Source organism: Aliagarivorans taiwanensis DSM 22990 (genome assembly GCF_000429505.1).
Lineage (GTDB): Bacteria > Pseudomonadota > Gammaproteobacteria > Enterobacterales > Celerinatantimonadaceae > Aliagarivorans > Aliagarivorans taiwanensis.
In genome coordinates this window covers 33,231-49,623 of the sequence record NZ_AUBZ01000019.1, presented here as the reverse complement: position 1 = coordinate 49,623, position 16,393 = coordinate 33,231, and the positions used below count along the sequence as shown (strand labels likewise).

At 56.5% G+C, this 16,393-nt stretch carries 14 protein-coding genes; 13 read left to right on the top strand and 1 reads right to left on the bottom strand.

The genetic code is table 11. From position 1 onward, the window contains the following. The first annotated feature begins 94 nt into the window (after positions 1 to 94). From G462_RS0110345 to G462_RS22425, 5 genes are all read left to right on the top strand, one after another. On the top strand, positions 95 to 1,012 hold the full coding sequence (locus G462_RS0110345; protein WP_026958934.1) for an ADP-ribosylglycohydrolase family protein: 918 nt from the start codon (positions 95 to 97) through the stop codon (positions 1,010 to 1,012). Positions 1,013 to 1,251: 239 nt separating this feature from the next. Next, positions 1,252 to 2,184 (top strand): transcriptional regulator GcvA, encoded by a 933-nt coding sequence (locus G462_RS0110340; RefSeq protein WP_026958933.1) that lies wholly within the window; start codon positions 1,252 to 1,254, stop codon positions 2,182 to 2,184. A gap of 13 nt (positions 2,185 to 2,197) precedes the next feature. Beyond that, complete coding sequence (locus G462_RS0110335; RefSeq protein ID WP_169720161.1) at positions 2,198 to 2,587, top strand: DUF423 domain-containing protein; 390 nt, start codon at positions 2,198 to 2,200, stop codon at positions 2,585 to 2,587. A 32-nt stretch (positions 2,588 to 2,619) separates the two neighbouring features. Then, complete coding sequence (gene rlmM, locus G462_RS0110330) at positions 2,620 to 3,699, top strand: 23S rRNA (cytidine(2498)-2'-O)-methyltransferase RlmM (protein WP_035477463.1); 1,080 nt, start codon at positions 2,620 to 2,622, stop codon at positions 3,697 to 3,699. Between the two features lie 90 nt (positions 3,700 to 3,789). Beyond that, positions 3,790 to 4,284, top strand: coding sequence for a SixA phosphatase family protein (locus tag G462_RS22425; RefSeq protein ID WP_051326668.1), 495 nt, complete (start codon positions 3,790 to 3,792; stop codon positions 4,282 to 4,284). A 36-nt stretch (positions 4,285 to 4,320) separates the two neighbouring features. Here G462_RS22425 and G462_RS22420 read toward each other — a convergent pair whose 3' ends face one another. Further along, positions 4,321 to 5,001, bottom strand: coding sequence for a L,D-transpeptidase family protein (locus G462_RS22420; protein WP_245579551.1), 681 nt, complete (start codon positions 4,999 to 5,001; stop codon positions 4,321 to 4,323). A 117-nt stretch (positions 5,002 to 5,118) separates the two neighbouring features. Between G462_RS22420 and G462_RS0110315 the strand changes: the two genes are divergently transcribed. From G462_RS0110315 to edd, 8 genes are all read left to right on the top strand, one after another. After that, a complete protein-coding gene (locus tag G462_RS0110315; RefSeq protein ID WP_026958930.1) occupies positions 5,119 to 5,853 on the top strand; it encodes a substrate-binding periplasmic protein in 735 nt (244 codons plus the stop codon). 150 nt (positions 5,854 to 6,003) lie between these two features. Beyond that, on the top strand, positions 6,004 to 7,008 hold the full coding sequence (locus G462_RS0110310; RefSeq protein ID WP_026958929.1) for a TAXI family TRAP transporter solute-binding subunit: 1,005 nt from the start codon (positions 6,004 to 6,006) through the stop codon (positions 7,006 to 7,008). Positions 7,009 to 7,060: 52 nt separating this feature from the next. Further along, positions 7,061 to 9,163: a TRAP transporter permease gene (locus tag G462_RS0110305; RefSeq protein WP_245579550.1), complete on the top strand. Its 2,103-nt coding sequence runs from the start codon at positions 7,061 to 7,063 to the stop codon at positions 9,161 to 9,163. Positions 9,164 to 9,261: 98 nt separating this feature from the next. Then, positions 9,262 to 10,248 (top strand): Gfo/Idh/MocA family protein, encoded by a 987-nt coding sequence (locus G462_RS0110300; protein WP_026958927.1) that lies wholly within the window; start codon positions 9,262 to 9,264, stop codon positions 10,246 to 10,248. A gap of 215 nt (positions 10,249 to 10,463) precedes the next feature. Further along, a complete protein-coding gene (locus G462_RS0110295; protein WP_026958926.1) occupies positions 10,464 to 11,486 on the top strand; it encodes a LacI family DNA-binding transcriptional regulator in 1,023 nt (340 codons plus the stop codon). A gap of 49 nt (positions 11,487 to 11,535) precedes the next feature. After that, positions 11,536 to 14,004, top strand: a complete 2,469-nt coding sequence (locus G462_RS22415; protein ID WP_084405019.1) for a GH36-type glycosyl hydrolase domain-containing protein — start codon at positions 11,536 to 11,538, stop codon at positions 14,002 to 14,004. Continuing rightward, positions 14,001 to 14,570 (top strand): gluconokinase, encoded by a 570-nt coding sequence (locus tag G462_RS0110285; RefSeq protein WP_051326667.1) that lies wholly within the window; start codon positions 14,001 to 14,003, stop codon positions 14,568 to 14,570. Before G462_RS22415 ends, G462_RS0110285 begins: the two co-directional genes overlap by 4 nt. Next, positions 14,567 to 16,372: a phosphogluconate dehydratase gene (gene edd / locus G462_RS0110280; protein ID WP_026958924.1), complete on the top strand. Its 1,806-nt coding sequence runs from the start codon at positions 14,567 to 14,569 to the stop codon at positions 16,370 to 16,372. Before G462_RS0110285 ends, edd begins: the two co-directional genes overlap by 4 nt. Positions 16,373 to 16,393: the final 21 nt, after the last annotated feature.

Here is a 16,393-nt window from a genome sequence, read left to right as displayed (position 1 = left end):
GAGGCCAGCTCTACAGGTATGATGTCAAATAGTGGGTTCGCTCAATAAACAAGCCGCTCAACAAACAAGCAAGGCTAAATAGGACGTTACGCCAATGGGCAATCGAACACAACATTACCAAGGCTGTTTACTCGGCTTGGCGGCGGGAGATGCACTCGGCACCAGCTTAGAGTTTCAACCACCCGGCAGTTTTACTCCACTGACCGATATGGTCGGTGGTGGTCCGTTTGGCTTAAAAGCGGGTCAGTGGACCGACGATACCTCGATGGCCTTGTGCCTGGCCCTGTCATTGCTGGAAATAGACGGCTTTGACCCCAGCGACCAGATGCACCGCTACAGTGATTGGCGCACCAAGGGCTATATGAGCAGTACCGGACGCTGTTTTGATATTGGCGTGACGGTATCGGAAGCGTTGAGCCGCTTTCAGCGTGAAGGGGAGCCCTTCGCGGGCTCCTCCCACCCCTTGTCCGCCGGTAATGGCTCGCTGATGCGATTGGCCCCGGTGGTGATCTACTACCACCCCAACCTTGAGCGGCAGCTGCATTACTCAGGGGAGAGCTCGCGCACCACCCATGGCGCTAAAGAGTGTATCGATGCCTGTCGCTACTTCGCCGCGCTGCTGCACTGCGCACTTAGGGGGGATGATAAGGCAGCGATTCTAAACACCAGCCTCTACCAGCCCGAGTGTCGCAAGATAGCCCAATTGCAACAGCAGCACTATCTGGAAAAAACCTACTCACAGCTACGTGGTAGCGGCTACGTGGTCGAGTGTCTGGAGGCGGCGCTATGGTGCTTTGCCCATACTGAAAGCTTTGAGCAGGCGGTACTGGCGGCAGCTAACTTGGGGGATGATGCCGATACCACCGCTGCGGTCTGCGGCCAACTGGCGGGGGCCTATTATGGGGTTGAGGCGATCCCGTTGCACTGGAGAGAAAAGCTGACTAAAGCGGCGGAGATCAGTGATATCGCTGTGCAACTAGCAAAAAAAAGCCACCCAATCGAGGGTGGCTAACATATTCTTTTCGACAAACAGGGTCTATCAAAATAAAGAACAAGGGAGTCAGCAAGAGACTGACAAATTTTGCAAACACAACATAACATTACAGGTGCTAACTAAATCCGATAGTTAGTAGAGGCCTGACCTCTTAACCTGAATGCGAGATGGATCGTAGAGCGATACTAGGCTTAGAACAATTGATAAATTATAATAGCCATGGATTAGAAAAATTTATAGGTTAAAGCTTTGTTATCATGGCTCGTAGACTCCCACCGTTAAACGCCCTCAAGGCATTTGAAGCCGCCGCTCGTCATCTTAGCTTCACCCGCGCCGCAGAAGAGTTATTTGTGACTCAAGCGGCTGTTAGCCACCAGATAAAAGCCTTAGAAGAGTTCCTTGGGCTTAAGTTATTCAAACGTAAAAATCGTGCACTTTTGCTCACCGAAGAAGGGCAAGGCTACTTTCTAGACATTAAAGATATCTTCATTTCTTTGACCGAGGCCACAGACCGCCTGCTGGCACGCGGCGCCAAGGGCACCATCACCGTGAGCTTGCAGCCGAGCTTTGCGATTCAGTGGTTGGTACCGCGCTTGGCGCAGTTCTCTGAGTTGCATCCGGATATCGATGTGCGAATCAAAGCGGTGGACATGTATGAAGGCTCGCTGACCGATGATGTGGATGTGGCCATCTACTACGGTTTGGGCAACTGGTCAGGGCTGCGCGCTGACAAGCTGCATACCGAATACCTGATCCCAGTTTGCTCACCTAATTTGCTGTTGGGCGATAAAGGCCTAGCGTCGCCAGACGATCTGCAACACCACACCCTGCTGCACGACACCTCGCGTCGCGACTGGAAGGCTTGGTTTAAGCAAGTGGGTCTGCGCCAAATGAACGTGAACCATGGCCCTATTTTTTCCCACTCCACCATGGTGTTACAGGCCGCAGTGTATGGGCAAGGGGTGGCTCTGGGTCATAGCGTATTGGCCAAGCCAGAGATTGAAGCGGGTCGCTTGGTCTGTCCCTTCGATCAGGTATTGCTCAGCAAAAAGGCCTACTACATGGTATGTAAGCCCAGCCAAGCCGAGCTCGGCAAGATTGTCGCCTTCCGTGAGTGGATGATGTCGCTGGTGGAAAAAGAGCAGCAAGAGTTGGTGGTGGATAACCCGGTTATCCATGGCGCAGACTAATAGGGCATCGACTATGACAGCGAATATGGCGCCTGGTTTGGCTTGGTATTGGCGAGTGGTGCTTGCGCTCAGTGGCGCACAAGCGGTGCTGATGGGGGCCGCGGCATCCCACGCGCTGAGCGCTATACTCGATGAGCGAGCGCTGGGGCTGCTGGAGTTGGCGGTGCAGTTTCAGCTAATTCATTTGATCGCAGCCCTTGCAGTTATGCAGCGTTTTCCCCATAGTGCGCGGCTTTGGATTATCGGCGGCTGGCTGTTTGCCGGCGGTTTGTATATCAAAGCCTTTATTGGCGCGACGCCGCTTGGCCCTATCACCCCATTGGGTGGCATCACCATGGTGGCGGGCTGGCTGGCTTTGATGATACCTGCAAAAGCCACGCCCCCCCCAGTGAGCAATGAATAGATCGATGAATAGAGCGATGAATAGCAACGACCATGAGTAACGAACTAGTACTATATTGCCGCGGTGGCTTTGAGAGTGACTGCGCCGCAGAGATCCAACATCGCGCGGCCGAGCTGGAGATCTTTGGTTTCGCCAAAGCTAAGGCCGATTCTGGCTATGTGGTGTTTCAATGCTATCAAGAAGGCGAGGCCCACAAGCTCTATCAGCTGCTGGACCTGCGTGAGCTGGTGTTTACCCGCCACTGGTTTGTTGCCTTGGCAGAGCTACAGCTAGATGCCGATGATCGCATCAAAGACATCATCGCCAGCGGCTCTGAGCTGCCGCGCTGTGGCAGCCTGCGTCTGGAATATCCCGATACCAACGATGGCAAGGCCTTATCTAGCTTCTGTAAGAAGTTTCAACGGCCACTTGCCAAGGCGCTGCAAAAGCAGGGCTGGCTGACCGAAAAGGAACGCCCCAATCTGCCCATTCTACAATTATTCTTTACCGACGGTACCCACGGCTGGATCGGTGTGGCTGAGCCTGCCAATGCCAGCCCTTGGCACAATGGTATTCTGCGTCTGCGCTTCCCCTCGCAAGCACCCAGCCGCTCTACCCTGAAACTGGATGAGGCGTTTTTGGTGCTGCTCAACGAGCAAGAGCAGCAAGACTATATCGAGAACGGCCAACATGCGGTTGATTTAGGTGCTTGTCCGGGCGGCTGGACCTACCAACTGGTGCGCCGCAATATGTTTGTGGCCTCGGTGGATAATGGTCCGATGGCGGAATCGCTGATGGAGACTGGCCAGGTTCGCCACTATCGCGAAGACGGCTTTAAGTTCCGCCCTGAGCGCAACAATATCAGCTGGCTGGTCTGCGACATGGTCGAGAAGCCTGCGCGTGTCACCGAACTGATGCTGCGTTGGCTAACTGAGGGTTGGTGTAAGTACGCGATGTTCAACCTGAAACTACCGATGAAAAAGCGCTTTGCCGAGGTTGAGCAAGACTTGCAGCGGCTAAAAGAAGGCTTGAGTGAGTTGGGGGATGACTTTGAGGTGCGCGCCAAGCAGCTCTACCACGACCGCGAAGAGATCACTGTGTTCGCCCGCTTAGGTCGACACCAGCGCCACTAAGCCGCGTACACATTAACGAAGCTCTGGGAGCAACGCTCATAGAGTGGCACTGGTTGCGCCAAAAAAGAGCAATACGCAGGGAGGCGTTTTATGCCGCGTCAGCTATGGCTTATCCGCCATGCCAAATCCAGCTGGGACGATCTGTCGCTAGATGACCATCAGCGGCCCTTGGCGGCGCGCGGCGTGAATGCCGCTAATAAGATGGCCCTGCGCCATCTGGCTGAGCTTAGCCAAGTGGAGCGCTGTTTTTGCTCTACCGCCACCCGCGCCAAGCAGACACTGGCGCTATTCCAACAACAGGGCGCCTTGCCAGATAGCCAGTATCTGGACCCGCTATACACCTTCGATGATAAGGCATTACTGCGTGAGCTGCAGGCGATTCCCGACGCCTTAACTGAAATCGCCGTGCTTGGGCATAACCCAGCCATCCATGAGCTGGTTGAGTGGCTAACCGGCGAGACTATCGTCAAGCTACCCACCTGCGCGGTGATTAAGCTGGAGTGCGATATCGCCAGCTGGTCTGCGCTGAGTGATGATTGTGCATATCTGGCTTTGTTCTCGGTGGCGCGGCGACCGCGCAGCTAGTCAGCCATTAGCCAAGTAGCCAAGCAAGTGAACTGCTTATTGGTACTGAAATTGACTAAAACCTTGTTCCAGCTGGTGGTAGAGGATCTTGGTCCATTCTGGTAGATGCTTTGCGCTAGGCAGTAAGGGCCTAATGCGCGGGTCATGTGGTGCAATCATGATCTGGCTGTTCTCGAGTCCTACCCGTTCCACCAACACAAACAGGTCTTCAATCACCTGATCGCCCATCGCCAGACAGCCCACCGAGTCGGCCTTACCGTGAATAAAGATATTCGAGCCGGGGCGATGGCGGCCCTCTTCGGCGGCCCGCTCTCGGTCGAAGCTGTTGGGGTAGTCGATGCGGATCGACAGATGAAAGGCGCTGTTAGGGTTGAGGTGGGTCAGTCGGTAGATCCCCTCGGGCACTTGCCGGTCCCCCTCGCGAAGCTTGGGGCCCGCTTCGCCACTGGCGTGCAAGATAAGATAGTGATGAACAAAGCGATAGCCGCTGCCGTCATCGGCCCACAGCTCTAGTCGGTTGGAGTCTTTACTGGCCAAAAAGGTGATGCGCTCAGGTGGGTAGTCCACCCGCGCTGCGACGAACAGCGGCATTAAGCGCTGCAGGCTTTGGTTGTGGATCTGCTTGATAACCTGCTGGGTTGTCATAAAGGTCTGGCTATGGGCGATGGGTATAAGCACCAACCATAATCCAACAACAAAAAACAAACGCCGTGTCATTCCCTTTCCTCCCAGCTAGAGGCTGAGTGTAAGCTGCCTCACGTCTAAGGAAAAGCTGATTCGCTCAATTATTGTACCTGTTCTAGGTTTAGTTTTGGGTACACATGGGGAGCTGAAATGCTGGCAGGTGGTTTTCTACGACTCGGGCTTGCTGTCATGCTGGTCTGTACGCTGGGTGTTGATAATCATGGCCGGGCTAGCACCCTCGAACAGCTGAATTTTGTTACCGAGGAGCTCTACCCTTATAACTTCACGTCAGCGGGCAGGCCTACCGGGATGAGTGTCGAGCTGCTACAGCTGGTATTTGAGGAGTTGGGGAGCTCTAGTCCTGAGATTACCGTTCTGCCTTGGAATCGAGCCTACCGTATGGCGCAGCAGGTCGCAGGTACCGCGCTGTTTTCGGTGGTCCAGACCGAAGGTCGAATGCCGCTATTTCACTGGGCTTGTCCGATCCGCAAGGTGAGTGCTCACCTGTTTAGCCACCCCGAGCGGCCGCTCGAGCTTACTCACGTAGAGCAGTTGTCTGGTTATCGAATCGGCGCTATCCGCAACACCGCTAGTGATCACTTTATTAGCCACCATCAGTTAACCGATAAGCTCCACCCATTGGGAAGCGTTGAGCAGATGCTGGAGCTGTTGGAGAGAGGGCGCTTGGACCTGATCGCATTGATTTGGGATGAGGTCGAGGACGTGCCCGTCCATCTGGTCGACAGCTATCAGCTGTTTCAAAAAGAGCTGTGTTTTGCCTTTCATTTGGCGACCCCCCAACAAGAAGTTGAGCGTTTTCAGCAAGCTCTCAATGCCTTGATTCGCTCAGGTAAGTACCGGGAGCTGCTGACCGAGTACTTCTGATTTACCGGGCAAGGAGCAGTTGTTCACTGTTCTGCGCAGCTAGAGGCTCTCAACTTTAGTCTAAGAGGCACTACTAAGTGCTTGAGAAGGCGCACTTTACTGCTAGGCTCAATTGTTAATAAATGGTTAATACCGCAAGGAGCTATACCCATGGGGAAGTGGATTAAATCGGCACTACTGAGTTTGGCAATGCTAACCACGGCGAGTCACGCCGATGTGGGCACTAACTATCTATTGGCAACAGCCAGCACCGGTGGCACCTATTACCCGGTGGGGGTGGCCTTAGCAACCCTCACTAAAGTGAAGATCCAGCCCAAGCACGGGGTGAGTATCTCGGCGATTAATTCGGCGGGCTCTGCGGAGAACGTTAAGTTGTTGCGTGAGCAAGAGGCCCAGTTCGCCATCTTGCAAGGGCTATATGGCGCTTATGCGGTCGAAGGAAGTGGCCCGCTGGAAAGTGAAGGCGAGCAACAATACCTGCGCTCCATCACCATGCTCTGGCAAAACGTTGAGCAGTTTATCGTGAAAAAAGAACACGCCAAGCAGGGCGATCTGAGTGACCTGCAAGCCCTGGTCGGCGAGAAGATGGCACTGGGCAAAAAGAACTCCGGCACCATTGGCTCTAACCGCTTCCTATTGGGCAATCTGGGCATCAACATCGATGAGCAGATGGACCTGTTCTCAGCCGGATATGGCCCCTCAGCCGAGGCCTTGCAAAATGGCCAAGTGGAAGGGGTGAACACCCCAGCAGGCGTGCCAACTGGTGCGGTCACCAAGCTGTTTGCTGCCGCTGCCGATGATATCCAGCCACTGACAGTGACCGACGCGCAGATTGCTGAGGTGAACGGCGGTATGAGCCTGTGGACCCGCTATCTGATCCCGGCTGATACCTATCCCGGCCAAAGCGAAGACTGGCCAACCATCGCCCAGCCTAACTTCTTGGCGGTGCATCAGGATGTGGACGAAGAGTTCGTCTACCTGCTCACCAAAACCATCTACGAAAACCTAGGCTTCCTGCAAGCCATCCACAAAGCCACCAATGCCATGGCACTGGAAAAAGCGTTGGCCGGTCTGCCTGCGCCGTTGCACCCGGGTGCCGCACGCTACTACCGCGAAGCCGGGCTGACCATTCCGGACAACTTGGTTGCCCAGTAGTGCTCACAGTTTGTTGAGTAGTAGATAGGCTGTTGTTGATGAGGAGCTGCGTTTGGCGGTACAGGGAATGACCGGGCAGTGGAACGCCGTTCCACATAGCATCGAAGACGAAATCGATCAGGTGCGCAGTTCGCGCCTGATTTTGTTTTTAGGGGTAATCGTCAGCATTGCCCACCTTTACTTCAATATCTTTGCCGACGTGGCGGTGTTGCACCAAAACATCCTGCACTTTGCCGGCTTTGTGGTGCTGGGCGGTTTAGTGTTCGCCGGCAGCGGGCGATTCAGCCCGATTCCAGTCGGCCTGTGGGCCCTGCTGGTTGCAGGCTCGGCAGTGTTTATGCTGTTCTCGGAAGACGCCATCTATCAGCGGGGCTTACGGCTGACTCAGGCGGAGTATCTGGCGTCGATAGTAATTATCCTCGGCGCCATCGATATGACCCGGCGAGCCACCGGTTGGGTTATCCCAATCTTGATTATTACCGCGCTGAGTTATGTCTCTTGGTGGGGGCAGTTTGTGCCCGGGGTGTTCCAGTTTAAGGGCTTGAGCGTTGAAACGGTGCTGTTTCGCAGCCTGTTTGGCGATGATGCGCTGTTTGGCAATATCGCCCGGATCTCCGCCAGCTTTGTGTTTATGTTCATCCTGTTTGGTGCGTTTTTGCTGCGCTCCGGGGCTGGGGATTTTGTGATTCAGCTATCCCAGCGGATCGCCAGTCGCTTAATCGGCGGGCCGGGCATCGTGGCGATTATCGCCTCCGGGTTAACCGGCACCATCTCTGGTAGCGCGGTGGCCAATACCGCCTCCACCGGGGTAGTGACCATTCCACTGATGAAAAACGCTGGCTTTAGCCCGCGCTTTGCTGCAGCGGTGGAAGCGGCGGCATCGACTGGTGGGCAGATTGTGCCCCCGATCATGGGGGCGGGCGCCTTTGTGATGGCCAGCTATACCCAGATCCCCTATGGCACCATTGTGGTGGTCAGTATCCTGCCCGCGATTCTCTATTTTGCGTCGTTGTTTTTCTATGTGCGCACCGAGGCGTTTCGCATTGGCATGACCAAGCCGGATATCGACCTGCCCCCCTTGCTGCCGCTGCTGCTCAAAGAGGGGCTGTCGTTTATCGTGCCGGTGAGCCTGTTGATTGGCCTGCTGGTGTCTGGCTTCACCCCGACCTATGCGGCGGTGATTGCGATTATCGCGGTGATTGTCTGCTCGTGGTTTACGCCCACTAAGCTCGGATTAAGGGGCATTGCCGATGCCTTGGCGCTGGGCGCGCGCAATATGGTGGTAACTGCGATCTTGCTGTGCTCGGTGGGGCTAATTGTTAACGTGATCGTCACCGCCGGGATTGGCAATACCTTCTCGTTGATGATTACCGAGTGGGCCAACGGCAGCCTGCTGATCGCCATCTTGCTGGTGGCGGTGGCCTCGCTGATCTTGGGGATGGGGCTGCCGGTGACCGCGTCATATATCGTGCTCGCCACACTGTCAGCCCCGGCGTTGGTTCAATTGATGGCTAACGCTGAGCTGGTACTGGCTTTAAGCTCGGGCACCGTGGGCAGTGAGGTGCAGGCTATACTAATGCTAGCCGGTGTCGCGCCCGGCGATGCGGCCTTAACCGTCACCCAAGCCGCTGAGCTGGTCACCAAGCTGCCAGAAGAGATGCTGACCTTGCTGCGGCCGATGCTGGTGGATGAGAGCCAGCTGGCGGTGCTGCTGCTAGCGGCGCACCTGATCATCTTCTGGCTCTCGCAAGACTCGAACGTGACTCCGCCGGTGTGCCTGTGCACCTTCACCGCGGCAGCGATCGCCAAATCGCCACCGATGGCCACCGGCTTTACCTCTTGGAAGGTGGCTAAGGGGTTATACATCGTGCCGCTACTGATTGCCTTTACCCCCTTGGTGCATCAAAACTGGTGGGCGGCCTTTGAGGTGTTCGCCTTTGCACTGCCGGGCCTGTACGCCTTTACCTTGGCGGTGCAGGGCTGGCACACCCGCGCACTCTCGCCTTTGCAGCGGGTGTTGATTGCACTTTCCTGCGTTGCATTGCTATGGCCATTGGAATGGCCGTGGAAGCTGGCGGCACTCGCTCTTATGTTACTGAGTTTAAAGCTTTTCAACAGTGGGGGAGGAAAGGCGAGAACGCTCACAGAATCTTGAATCCACAGGTGTCTATCGGCGCCAGCTCTGGAACACTAGCCTAGCGATAGGGCGAGTCGATACTTGCCCTAACACTACAAATTAAAGGGAAGTGATCCATGACTACGTTCAATTGGGGAATCATCGCGCCGGGGCGCATCGCCCGCAGCTTTGCGGAAGGGCTAAGAGTTGTTGAGGGGGCCACGCTGCTTGGCGTTGCCAGCTCGAATGTACAACGCGCCACGGCCTTTGCGAAAGAGTATGGCGCTGAGCGCACCTACGATAGTTATCAAGCGATGGCCCAAGACCCGGATATCGACGCCATCTATATTGCCAATCCCCACCGCTTCCACTTTGAAACCGCTGAGCTCTGCCTAAAAGCGGGTAAGCCGGTGCTGTGTGAAAAGCCGCTTACTGTCTCAGCTGGCCAAACCGAAGCGCTGATCGCCTTGGCGCGTGAGCACAAGGTATTCTTGATGGAAGCGCTGTGGTCGCGCTTTTTGCCGGTATGGCAACAGGTTAAGCGTTGGCTGGATGAGGGAGTAATCGGCGAGGTGTCGATGATTCAATCCAGCTTTGGCTTCGATGTGCCGCGCGACCCGGGCGATCGCATGCTAAATCGCGATCTGGCCGGCGGTGTGCTGCTGGATATGGGCGTGTATAACGTTGCCCTGTCCCAGTTTGTGATGGGGCGCGACCCGGAGTCTATCAGTGTTGATGGCATTGTGGGTGAGACTGGTGTGGATGAGCAAACCTCGATGACCCTGAACTATGGTGGCCCGGTTAGCCAGTTCACCTGCAGCTTTCAGGTCAAGCTGAATAACGACATGATCATCTACGGTAGCAAGGGTAAGATCACCGTCCACGATATGTTCTGGAGCTGCCATAGCGCCACACTAAGCCTGCTTAACGGCGAGCAACAGCAGTTTGATGGCCCCTTCCAAAGCTCCGGCTTTGAATACCAGGCCATGGAAGTGATGCGCTGTCTTAAAGAAGGCAAGCTGCAGTCCGACACCATCCCTTGGCTGGACACGCTTGGCAATATGCAGGTGATGGAGCAGGCGCTCAACAAGCTGGGCGTTCATTACCCCTTCCTCGATAACTAAGCTTACCCACTTTGCGCTGCAGCCTAACGGTGTTGCAGCGCGTTCTTCCGTCATTACTCGGGCTTCGGGCTTGCTCATCTATGAAATATCTAGAGTCGGTTTCGTGATCGAATAAATAGATTTGGAATCGGTTCCGTTTTTGATGTTTGGCCCTTGTTGCCGAGCGATGGACACGCCAAGCTTCAGCCATTACTGGTGAGTAGTGGTAGGTAGTAGTGGCAACCATTAAAGATGTAGCGAAGTTGGCTCAGGTGGGAGTAGGGACGGTATCTCGCTACCTCTCAGGCCGCGGTGGGGTGTCGGAGAAATCCGAGCTAAAGGTGCGCGAGGCGATGCGCCAGCTTAACTATCGGCCCAATAGTCTGGCGCGGGCGCTCTCTACGCAACGCTCTAACCTGATTGGCTTGTGGCTGCCGTCACTGTCGGGGCCGTTCTATCAGCAACTGATAGAAGTGATCGAGTATGAGCTGCGCCAACATGGCAAACACCTGATCCTGGCCAACGTGGGTGGTGCGTGCTGCCGTGAGATCTACCGCCGCCATCTTGAAGACCTGATCCACCGCGATTGCGACGGCATCCTGATGGCCTGCCCGGAGCTGCTGGTGGATGACATGCTGCAAACGCAGCAGCCTAGCCCGCCCTTGATATTGATTAACCATGCCTCAGATCGCGGCGCCAATCACTCGTTTAGCGTTGACCACTATGCCGGGGGGCGCATTGCTGCCCAGAGTCTGTTGGCGGCGGGGCATCAGCGGATTGCCTGTATCAGCGGCCGTCTAAGCGCCCAGGATGCCCAGCTGCGCCAGCGCGGCTTTCTTGACGAGCTGGCCCGCCAAGGGCAGCCCATCGACCCAGATCTGCTCATCGACGGGCGTTATGACTTTGCCGGGGGGCGCTTGGCCGTGCAGCACCTGCTAAGCAAAGGCCGCCACTTTGATGCGCTGTTCTGCGGCAACGACAAAGTCGCCTTGGTGGCGCTGTCGGAGCTGCAGGCGCGAGGGCTACGCATTCCTGAGGATGTGGCAGTGCTCGGCTACGACGATGTGGATTTCGCCGCAGTATCCTCGCCGCCGTTAAGCACCATTGCCATCCCCATAGAACAAATGGCCTTGGCTGCCAGCAGGCAGGTGCTCAATTTGGCTTATCAGTTAGAGCTGCCGATCCCTGAGCTAGCACCGCCGCGTTATGTGGCGCGCCACAGCACTCGCCCAGCCCCGGACAACGTTACAAGCAACTAAGACCTACAACACTTAGCAACGACTTTTATCTGAAACAAGGACGACTCATATGGCGAAGTTTATTGAACAGGGCACCCGTTACCATCTGGATGACCCGTGCATCGCGCCCAACAGTGCCGCTTATCTTTGGAATCCGAAGATGATGCTGCATATGAACTGTCGTGGCTTTGCCGTGAGCCAGTATATGGACCCGGAGCCGCGTAAATATGCTCACGTGCCGAACTTGGCCGGGCAGAGCTTTATGCAGCCAGAACAGCCTTATTTCAGCCACCATCCCGGGCGATTTTTCTACCTGCGCGATGAGCAAACTGGCGAGATGTTCTCGGCGCCCTATGAGCCGATGAAGAGTCAGTTGGACAGCTTTGCCTTTGAGCCCGGCCTCAGTGACATTCGCTGGTGTATCGAGAAGCTTGGCATTGAGCTGGTTATAACCCTGGAGTTGGCCGCCGATGAAGTACTGGAGCTGTGGACGGTGCAGCTGCGTAACTTAAGCGGGCGGTCGCGCCGCCTATCGCTGATCCCCTATTTCCCGGTGGGCTACTCATCGTGGATGAATATGGGGGGGCGCTTTGATGCTCAGCTCAACGCCATCGTCTGTAGCTGTGTCACCCCTTACCAAAAGGTTGAGGATTACTTCAAACACCAGCACTTCAAAGACCTGACCTTCCTCACCGCTGACCGAGCGCCGGACTTCTACGAGGTGGGGCTGCAACGTTTCGAAGGAGAGGGAGGCCTGCATAACCCGAGTGCCTTGCAAGACGGCCAGAATCTAGCCAACGGAGAGGCCCACTATGAGATGCCCGCGGCGATTATGCAGTTTAGCTATGAACTGTCGGCCGATGAGTCCACAGAGTTACGGCTAGGTTTTGGCCCGGCAAAGGATGAGAGCGAGATCGCCGCGCTTAAGCAGCGCTTTATCGAGGCCGATCCGAGCCTGAATCGACAGGCGCTAGCGCAGTATATTGGCGAGGCTAAAGGCGTTATCGATATCGACACCCCCGATGCGCAGCTCAATGATTTTGTTAACCATTGGCTGCCCCGTCAGGTGTTCTACCATGGCGATAGCAACCGGCTGACCACCGACCCGCAAACCCGCAACTACCTGCAGGATGCGATGGGGATGGTTTACATCAAGCCACAGGCTTGCCGAGAGGCGATTATCACGGCCTTGCAGCAGCAGGCGGTGAGTGGCGGGATGCCCGATGGGATATTGCTCAGTGATGAAGCGGAGCTCAAATACATCAATCAGGTGCCTCACACCGACCACCCCGTCTGGTTGGCGATTGTGCTGAGTGCCTATCTGCGCGAAACCAATGATTATGCGCTGTTGGATGAGCCGCTGGTTTGGGCCGATAGCGACGAGACCGCCAGTGTGTTCGAGCATGTCAGCCGGGCCATGGAGTACCTGTGTCAGGCCAACGATGATCGCGGGCTGCCTTATATCGCGCAAGGTGATTGGTGCGATCCGATGAACATGGTGGGCTATCAAGGAAAGGGCGTCTCCGGCTGGCTGGCCGAGGCGATTTCCTATGCCCTGCAGCTTTGGTCACCCATCTGCCGCCAGCGGCAGGCCAATGAACGGGCGGGGCGCTTTGAGGAACATGCCAGCGGGCTGAATCAGCGGATTAACCAGCACTTTTGGGATGGTCAATGGTTTGGCCGCGGGATCACCGATCAGGGCGTGCTGTTTGGGGTGAGCAATGACAAAGAAGGGCGGATCTTCCTCAACGCCCAAAGCTGGGCGCTGCTATGTGGCGCGGCCAACGGTGAGCAGCAGCAAGCGATGCTGCAGGCGATCGACCAGCAGCTTGATACACCCTATGGGGTGATGATGAGCGCCCCGGCCTTTACCGCAATGCGTGATGATGTTGGGCGGGTTACCCAAAAATGGCCCGGTAGCGCCGAGAATGGCTCGGTATACAACCACGCCGCGGCTTTTTATGCCGCCTCGCTCTATACGGTCGGTGAGAGCGAGCGCGCCTTCGAGGTGCTGCGCAAGATGCTACCGGATAACAGCGCTGAAGAGCTGGCGATACGCGGCCAGTTGCCTGTCTATCTACCTAACTACTATCGCGGTGCCTACTACCAGTACCCGCGTACCGCCGGGCGCTCCAGTAACCTGTTTAATACCGGCACCTGTGCGTGGTTCTATCAGCTAATGGTGGAGCAGCTGTTTGGCCTGCGCGGCGATGAGCATGGGCTGCGGGTGCAGCCGCAGTTGCCCCAGGGCTGGCCAAGCGCCTCGGTGACCCGACAGTTCCGCGGCGCCAGCGTGCAGATCGATTTTGTGCGAGAAGGCCATAAAGGCAGTTGTGACGAAGGCCCAGCCAACTCGGGCGAACATATTCGAGTCACAAACGAGGGCAGTACCGCACAGTCGAGCAGAGTGCACTCTGAGCAGCTCACTGAGGATTGTGTTCGCCTGACTGAGCTTAAAGCTGGGCAGCACTACCACCTTATCTGCCACATTAGCTGTGTTGCTGCGGTTAACTCCCAAGCTGAGGGGACGAGCCTATGAGTTCTCTTAGTACAATCTCCTCTAGCACAGTTTCCTATAGCACAATCTATCTGGTGATGGGCGTCTCAGGGAGTGGCAAATCAACCGTGGCTGCCGAGCTGGCCGCTCAGCTGGGGCTGCCGTTTGTGGACGGTGACGACCTGCACCCCAGCGAGAACATCGCCAAGATGCGCAGTGGCCAGCCGCTCAACGATCAAGATCGCCTACCTTGGCTGGCGCGAGTGCGCGAGGTGGCGGATGAGTTCGCCAGCAAGCAGCAATCGGCGGTGGTGGTGTGCTCCGCGCTTAAGCGGCGCTACCGCGAGCAGCTTCGCCAAAGCCGCGCGCAGCTGCAGTTCCTTCATCTGTCTGGCAGCCCAGAGCTGGTGGCCAAACGCCTCCGGCAGCGCGCTGCCCACTTTATGCCGCGGCAGCTGCTGGATAGCCAGTTCGCCGCCCTCGAGCTACCTGATAGTAGCGAACCCGATGTGCTTAGCATCGATATCGATGGCAGTTTGGCTGAGGTGGTGCAGCGTTGCCGCTCGGCGATTGCTGCTAGCCCCACTTTCAACAAGAGTTCCCAATGAATCCGGTCATTCAACAAGTCACCCAAGATATCGCTGCGCGCAGCCAAGCGCTTCGGCAGGACTACCTCGAGCGTATGCAGGCGCAAGCCGAACAGGGCAGCAGCCGGGCGCGGATGAGCTGTGGTAACTTGGCCCACGCCATCGCTGCCTGCGGCGAGTCGCAAAAGCAGACCTTGATGGACTTTACCCGGGTCAATGTGGCAATCATCAGCGCCTACAACGATATGCTGAGCGCGCATCAGCCCTATCGGTACTATCCCCAGCAGATCCAGCAGCATCTGGCAGCGTTGGGCCATAGCGCTCAGGTGGCCGGGGGAGTGCCCGCGATGTGTGATGGGGTGACCCAAGGGCAAAGTGGGATGGACTTGTCGCTCTACTCGCGTGACTTGATTGCCCAAAGCACTGCACTGGGGCTCAGCCACCAGGGCTTCGATGCCTGCCTGCTACTGGGGGTATGCGACAAGATTGCTCCGGGGCAGTTGATGGGGGCGCTGTCCTTTGGCCATTTGCCCACGGCATTTGTGCCCAGCGGCCCAATGCCAACGGGGATCAGCAACGAGCAAAAGACACAGATCCGTCAGCAGTATGCGGCCGGTGAGATAGACCAAGATGCGCTGCAGGCGATGGAGAATCAGGCATACCACGGCGTCGGTACCTGCACCTTCTATGGCACCGCCAACACCAATCAATTGGTGTTCGAAGCGATGGGACTGATGTTACCGGGCAGCGCGTTTGTACCGGTCAACAGCGCCTTGCGAGACAAGCTTACCGAGCATATCGCCGGACACATGGTGAAGATTGCCCGCGGCAGTGGCGACTATCGCCCGCTCTATCAGGTGTTGGATGAGCGGGCTCTGGTCAATGGCTTGGTGGCCTTGATGGCCTCTGGGGGGAGCACCAACCATACCTTACATATGATTGCGATCGCCCGAGCCGCCGGCTTTATTCTCAACTGGGACGATTTTGCCAAGCTGGCCGCAGTCACCCCGCAGCTCTCCTGCATGTATCCCAACGGAGCGGCCGATATCAATGCCTTTGAGCAGGCTGGTGCGGTGCCGTGTTTGCTGCGCTTGTTGGCCCAGCGAGAGCTACTGCATCTGGATGCGATAGGTGTTTACGGGCCGCTCAACGAGTCGCTGCGGCAGCCTTATCTGCAAGATGGTGAGCTGGCCTGGCGCCCGGCTGATGTCAGCGGCAATCCTCAAGTGATTGCCGCTGACGCTGAAGCCTTTGCGCCAAATGGCGGCCTGCAGTTGCTGCAAGGTAATCTAGGGCGTGCGGTGATCAAAGTCAGTGCAGTGGCGCCAAAGCATCAGTATGTGCGAGCGCCCGCCAAGGTGTTTGATTGCCAACATCAAGTGGCCGACGCCTATCAACGCGGTGAGCTTAACCGGGATCTGGTGATCGTCGTGCGCTACAATGGCCCGGCGGCCAATGGCATGCCTGAGCTGCATAAATTGATGCCGATCCTCGCCAACTTGCAAAAATTCGGGCATCAGGTGGCCTTGGTCACCGATGGCCGCCTCTCTGGCGCATCTGGGAAGATCCCAGCGGCCTTACACCTGAGTCCAGAAACCGCCAAGGGTGGCTTGCTGGCCAAGCTGCGCGACGGCGATATGATTGAGCTAGATATCGCCCGAGGGGTACTGCGTTGTATGAGCACTGAAGCGCAGTTGGCGGCCAGAGAGTCGCTCGGCGATAGCAAAACCGCCCAACATGTTGGAGTAGGGAGGGAGTTGTTTAACCCTTTTCGCCAGTTAGTCAGCGATGCAGAGCGCGGTGCTTGCGTGTTATTTGACTAGTTCGATGGCGGTAAAACCCTC

Coding starts and splice junctions, on each gene's coding strand:
- G462_RS0110345 (WP_026958934.1), top strand. CDS start 95: ATGGGCAATCGAACACAACATTACCAAGGCTGTTTACTCGGCTTGGCG.
- G462_RS0110340 (WP_026958933.1), top strand. CDS start 1,252: ATGGCTCGTAGACTCCCACCGTTAAACGCCCTCAAGGCATTTGAAGCC.
- G462_RS0110335 (WP_169720161.1), top strand. CDS start 2,198: ATGACAGCGAATATGGCGCCTGGTTTGGCTTGGTATTGGCGAGTGGTG.
- rlmM (WP_035477463.1), top strand. CDS start 2,620: ATGAGTAACGAACTAGTACTATATTGCCGCGGTGGCTTTGAGAGTGAC.
- G462_RS22425 (WP_051326668.1), top strand. CDS start 3,790: ATGCCGCGTCAGCTATGGCTTATCCGCCATGCCAAATCCAGCTGGGAC.
- G462_RS22420 (WP_245579551.1), bottom strand. CDS start 5,001: ATGACACGGCGTTTGTTTTTTGTTGTTGGATTATGGTTGGTGCTTATA.
- G462_RS0110315 (WP_026958930.1), top strand. CDS start 5,119: ATGCTGGCAGGTGGTTTTCTACGACTCGGGCTTGCTGTCATGCTGGTC.
- G462_RS0110310 (WP_026958929.1), top strand. CDS start 6,004: ATGGGGAAGTGGATTAAATCGGCACTACTGAGTTTGGCAATGCTAACC.
- G462_RS0110300 (WP_026958927.1), top strand. CDS start 9,262: ATGACTACGTTCAATTGGGGAATCATCGCGCCGGGGCGCATCGCCCGC.
- G462_RS22415 (WP_084405019.1), top strand. CDS start 11,536: ATGGCGAAGTTTATTGAACAGGGCACCCGTTACCATCTGGATGACCCG.
- G462_RS0110285 (WP_051326667.1), top strand. CDS start 14,001: ATGAGTTCTCTTAGTACAATCTCCTCTAGCACAGTTTCCTATAGCACA.
- edd (WP_026958924.1), top strand. CDS start 14,567: ATGAATCCGGTCATTCAACAAGTCACCCAAGATATCGCTGCGCGCAGC.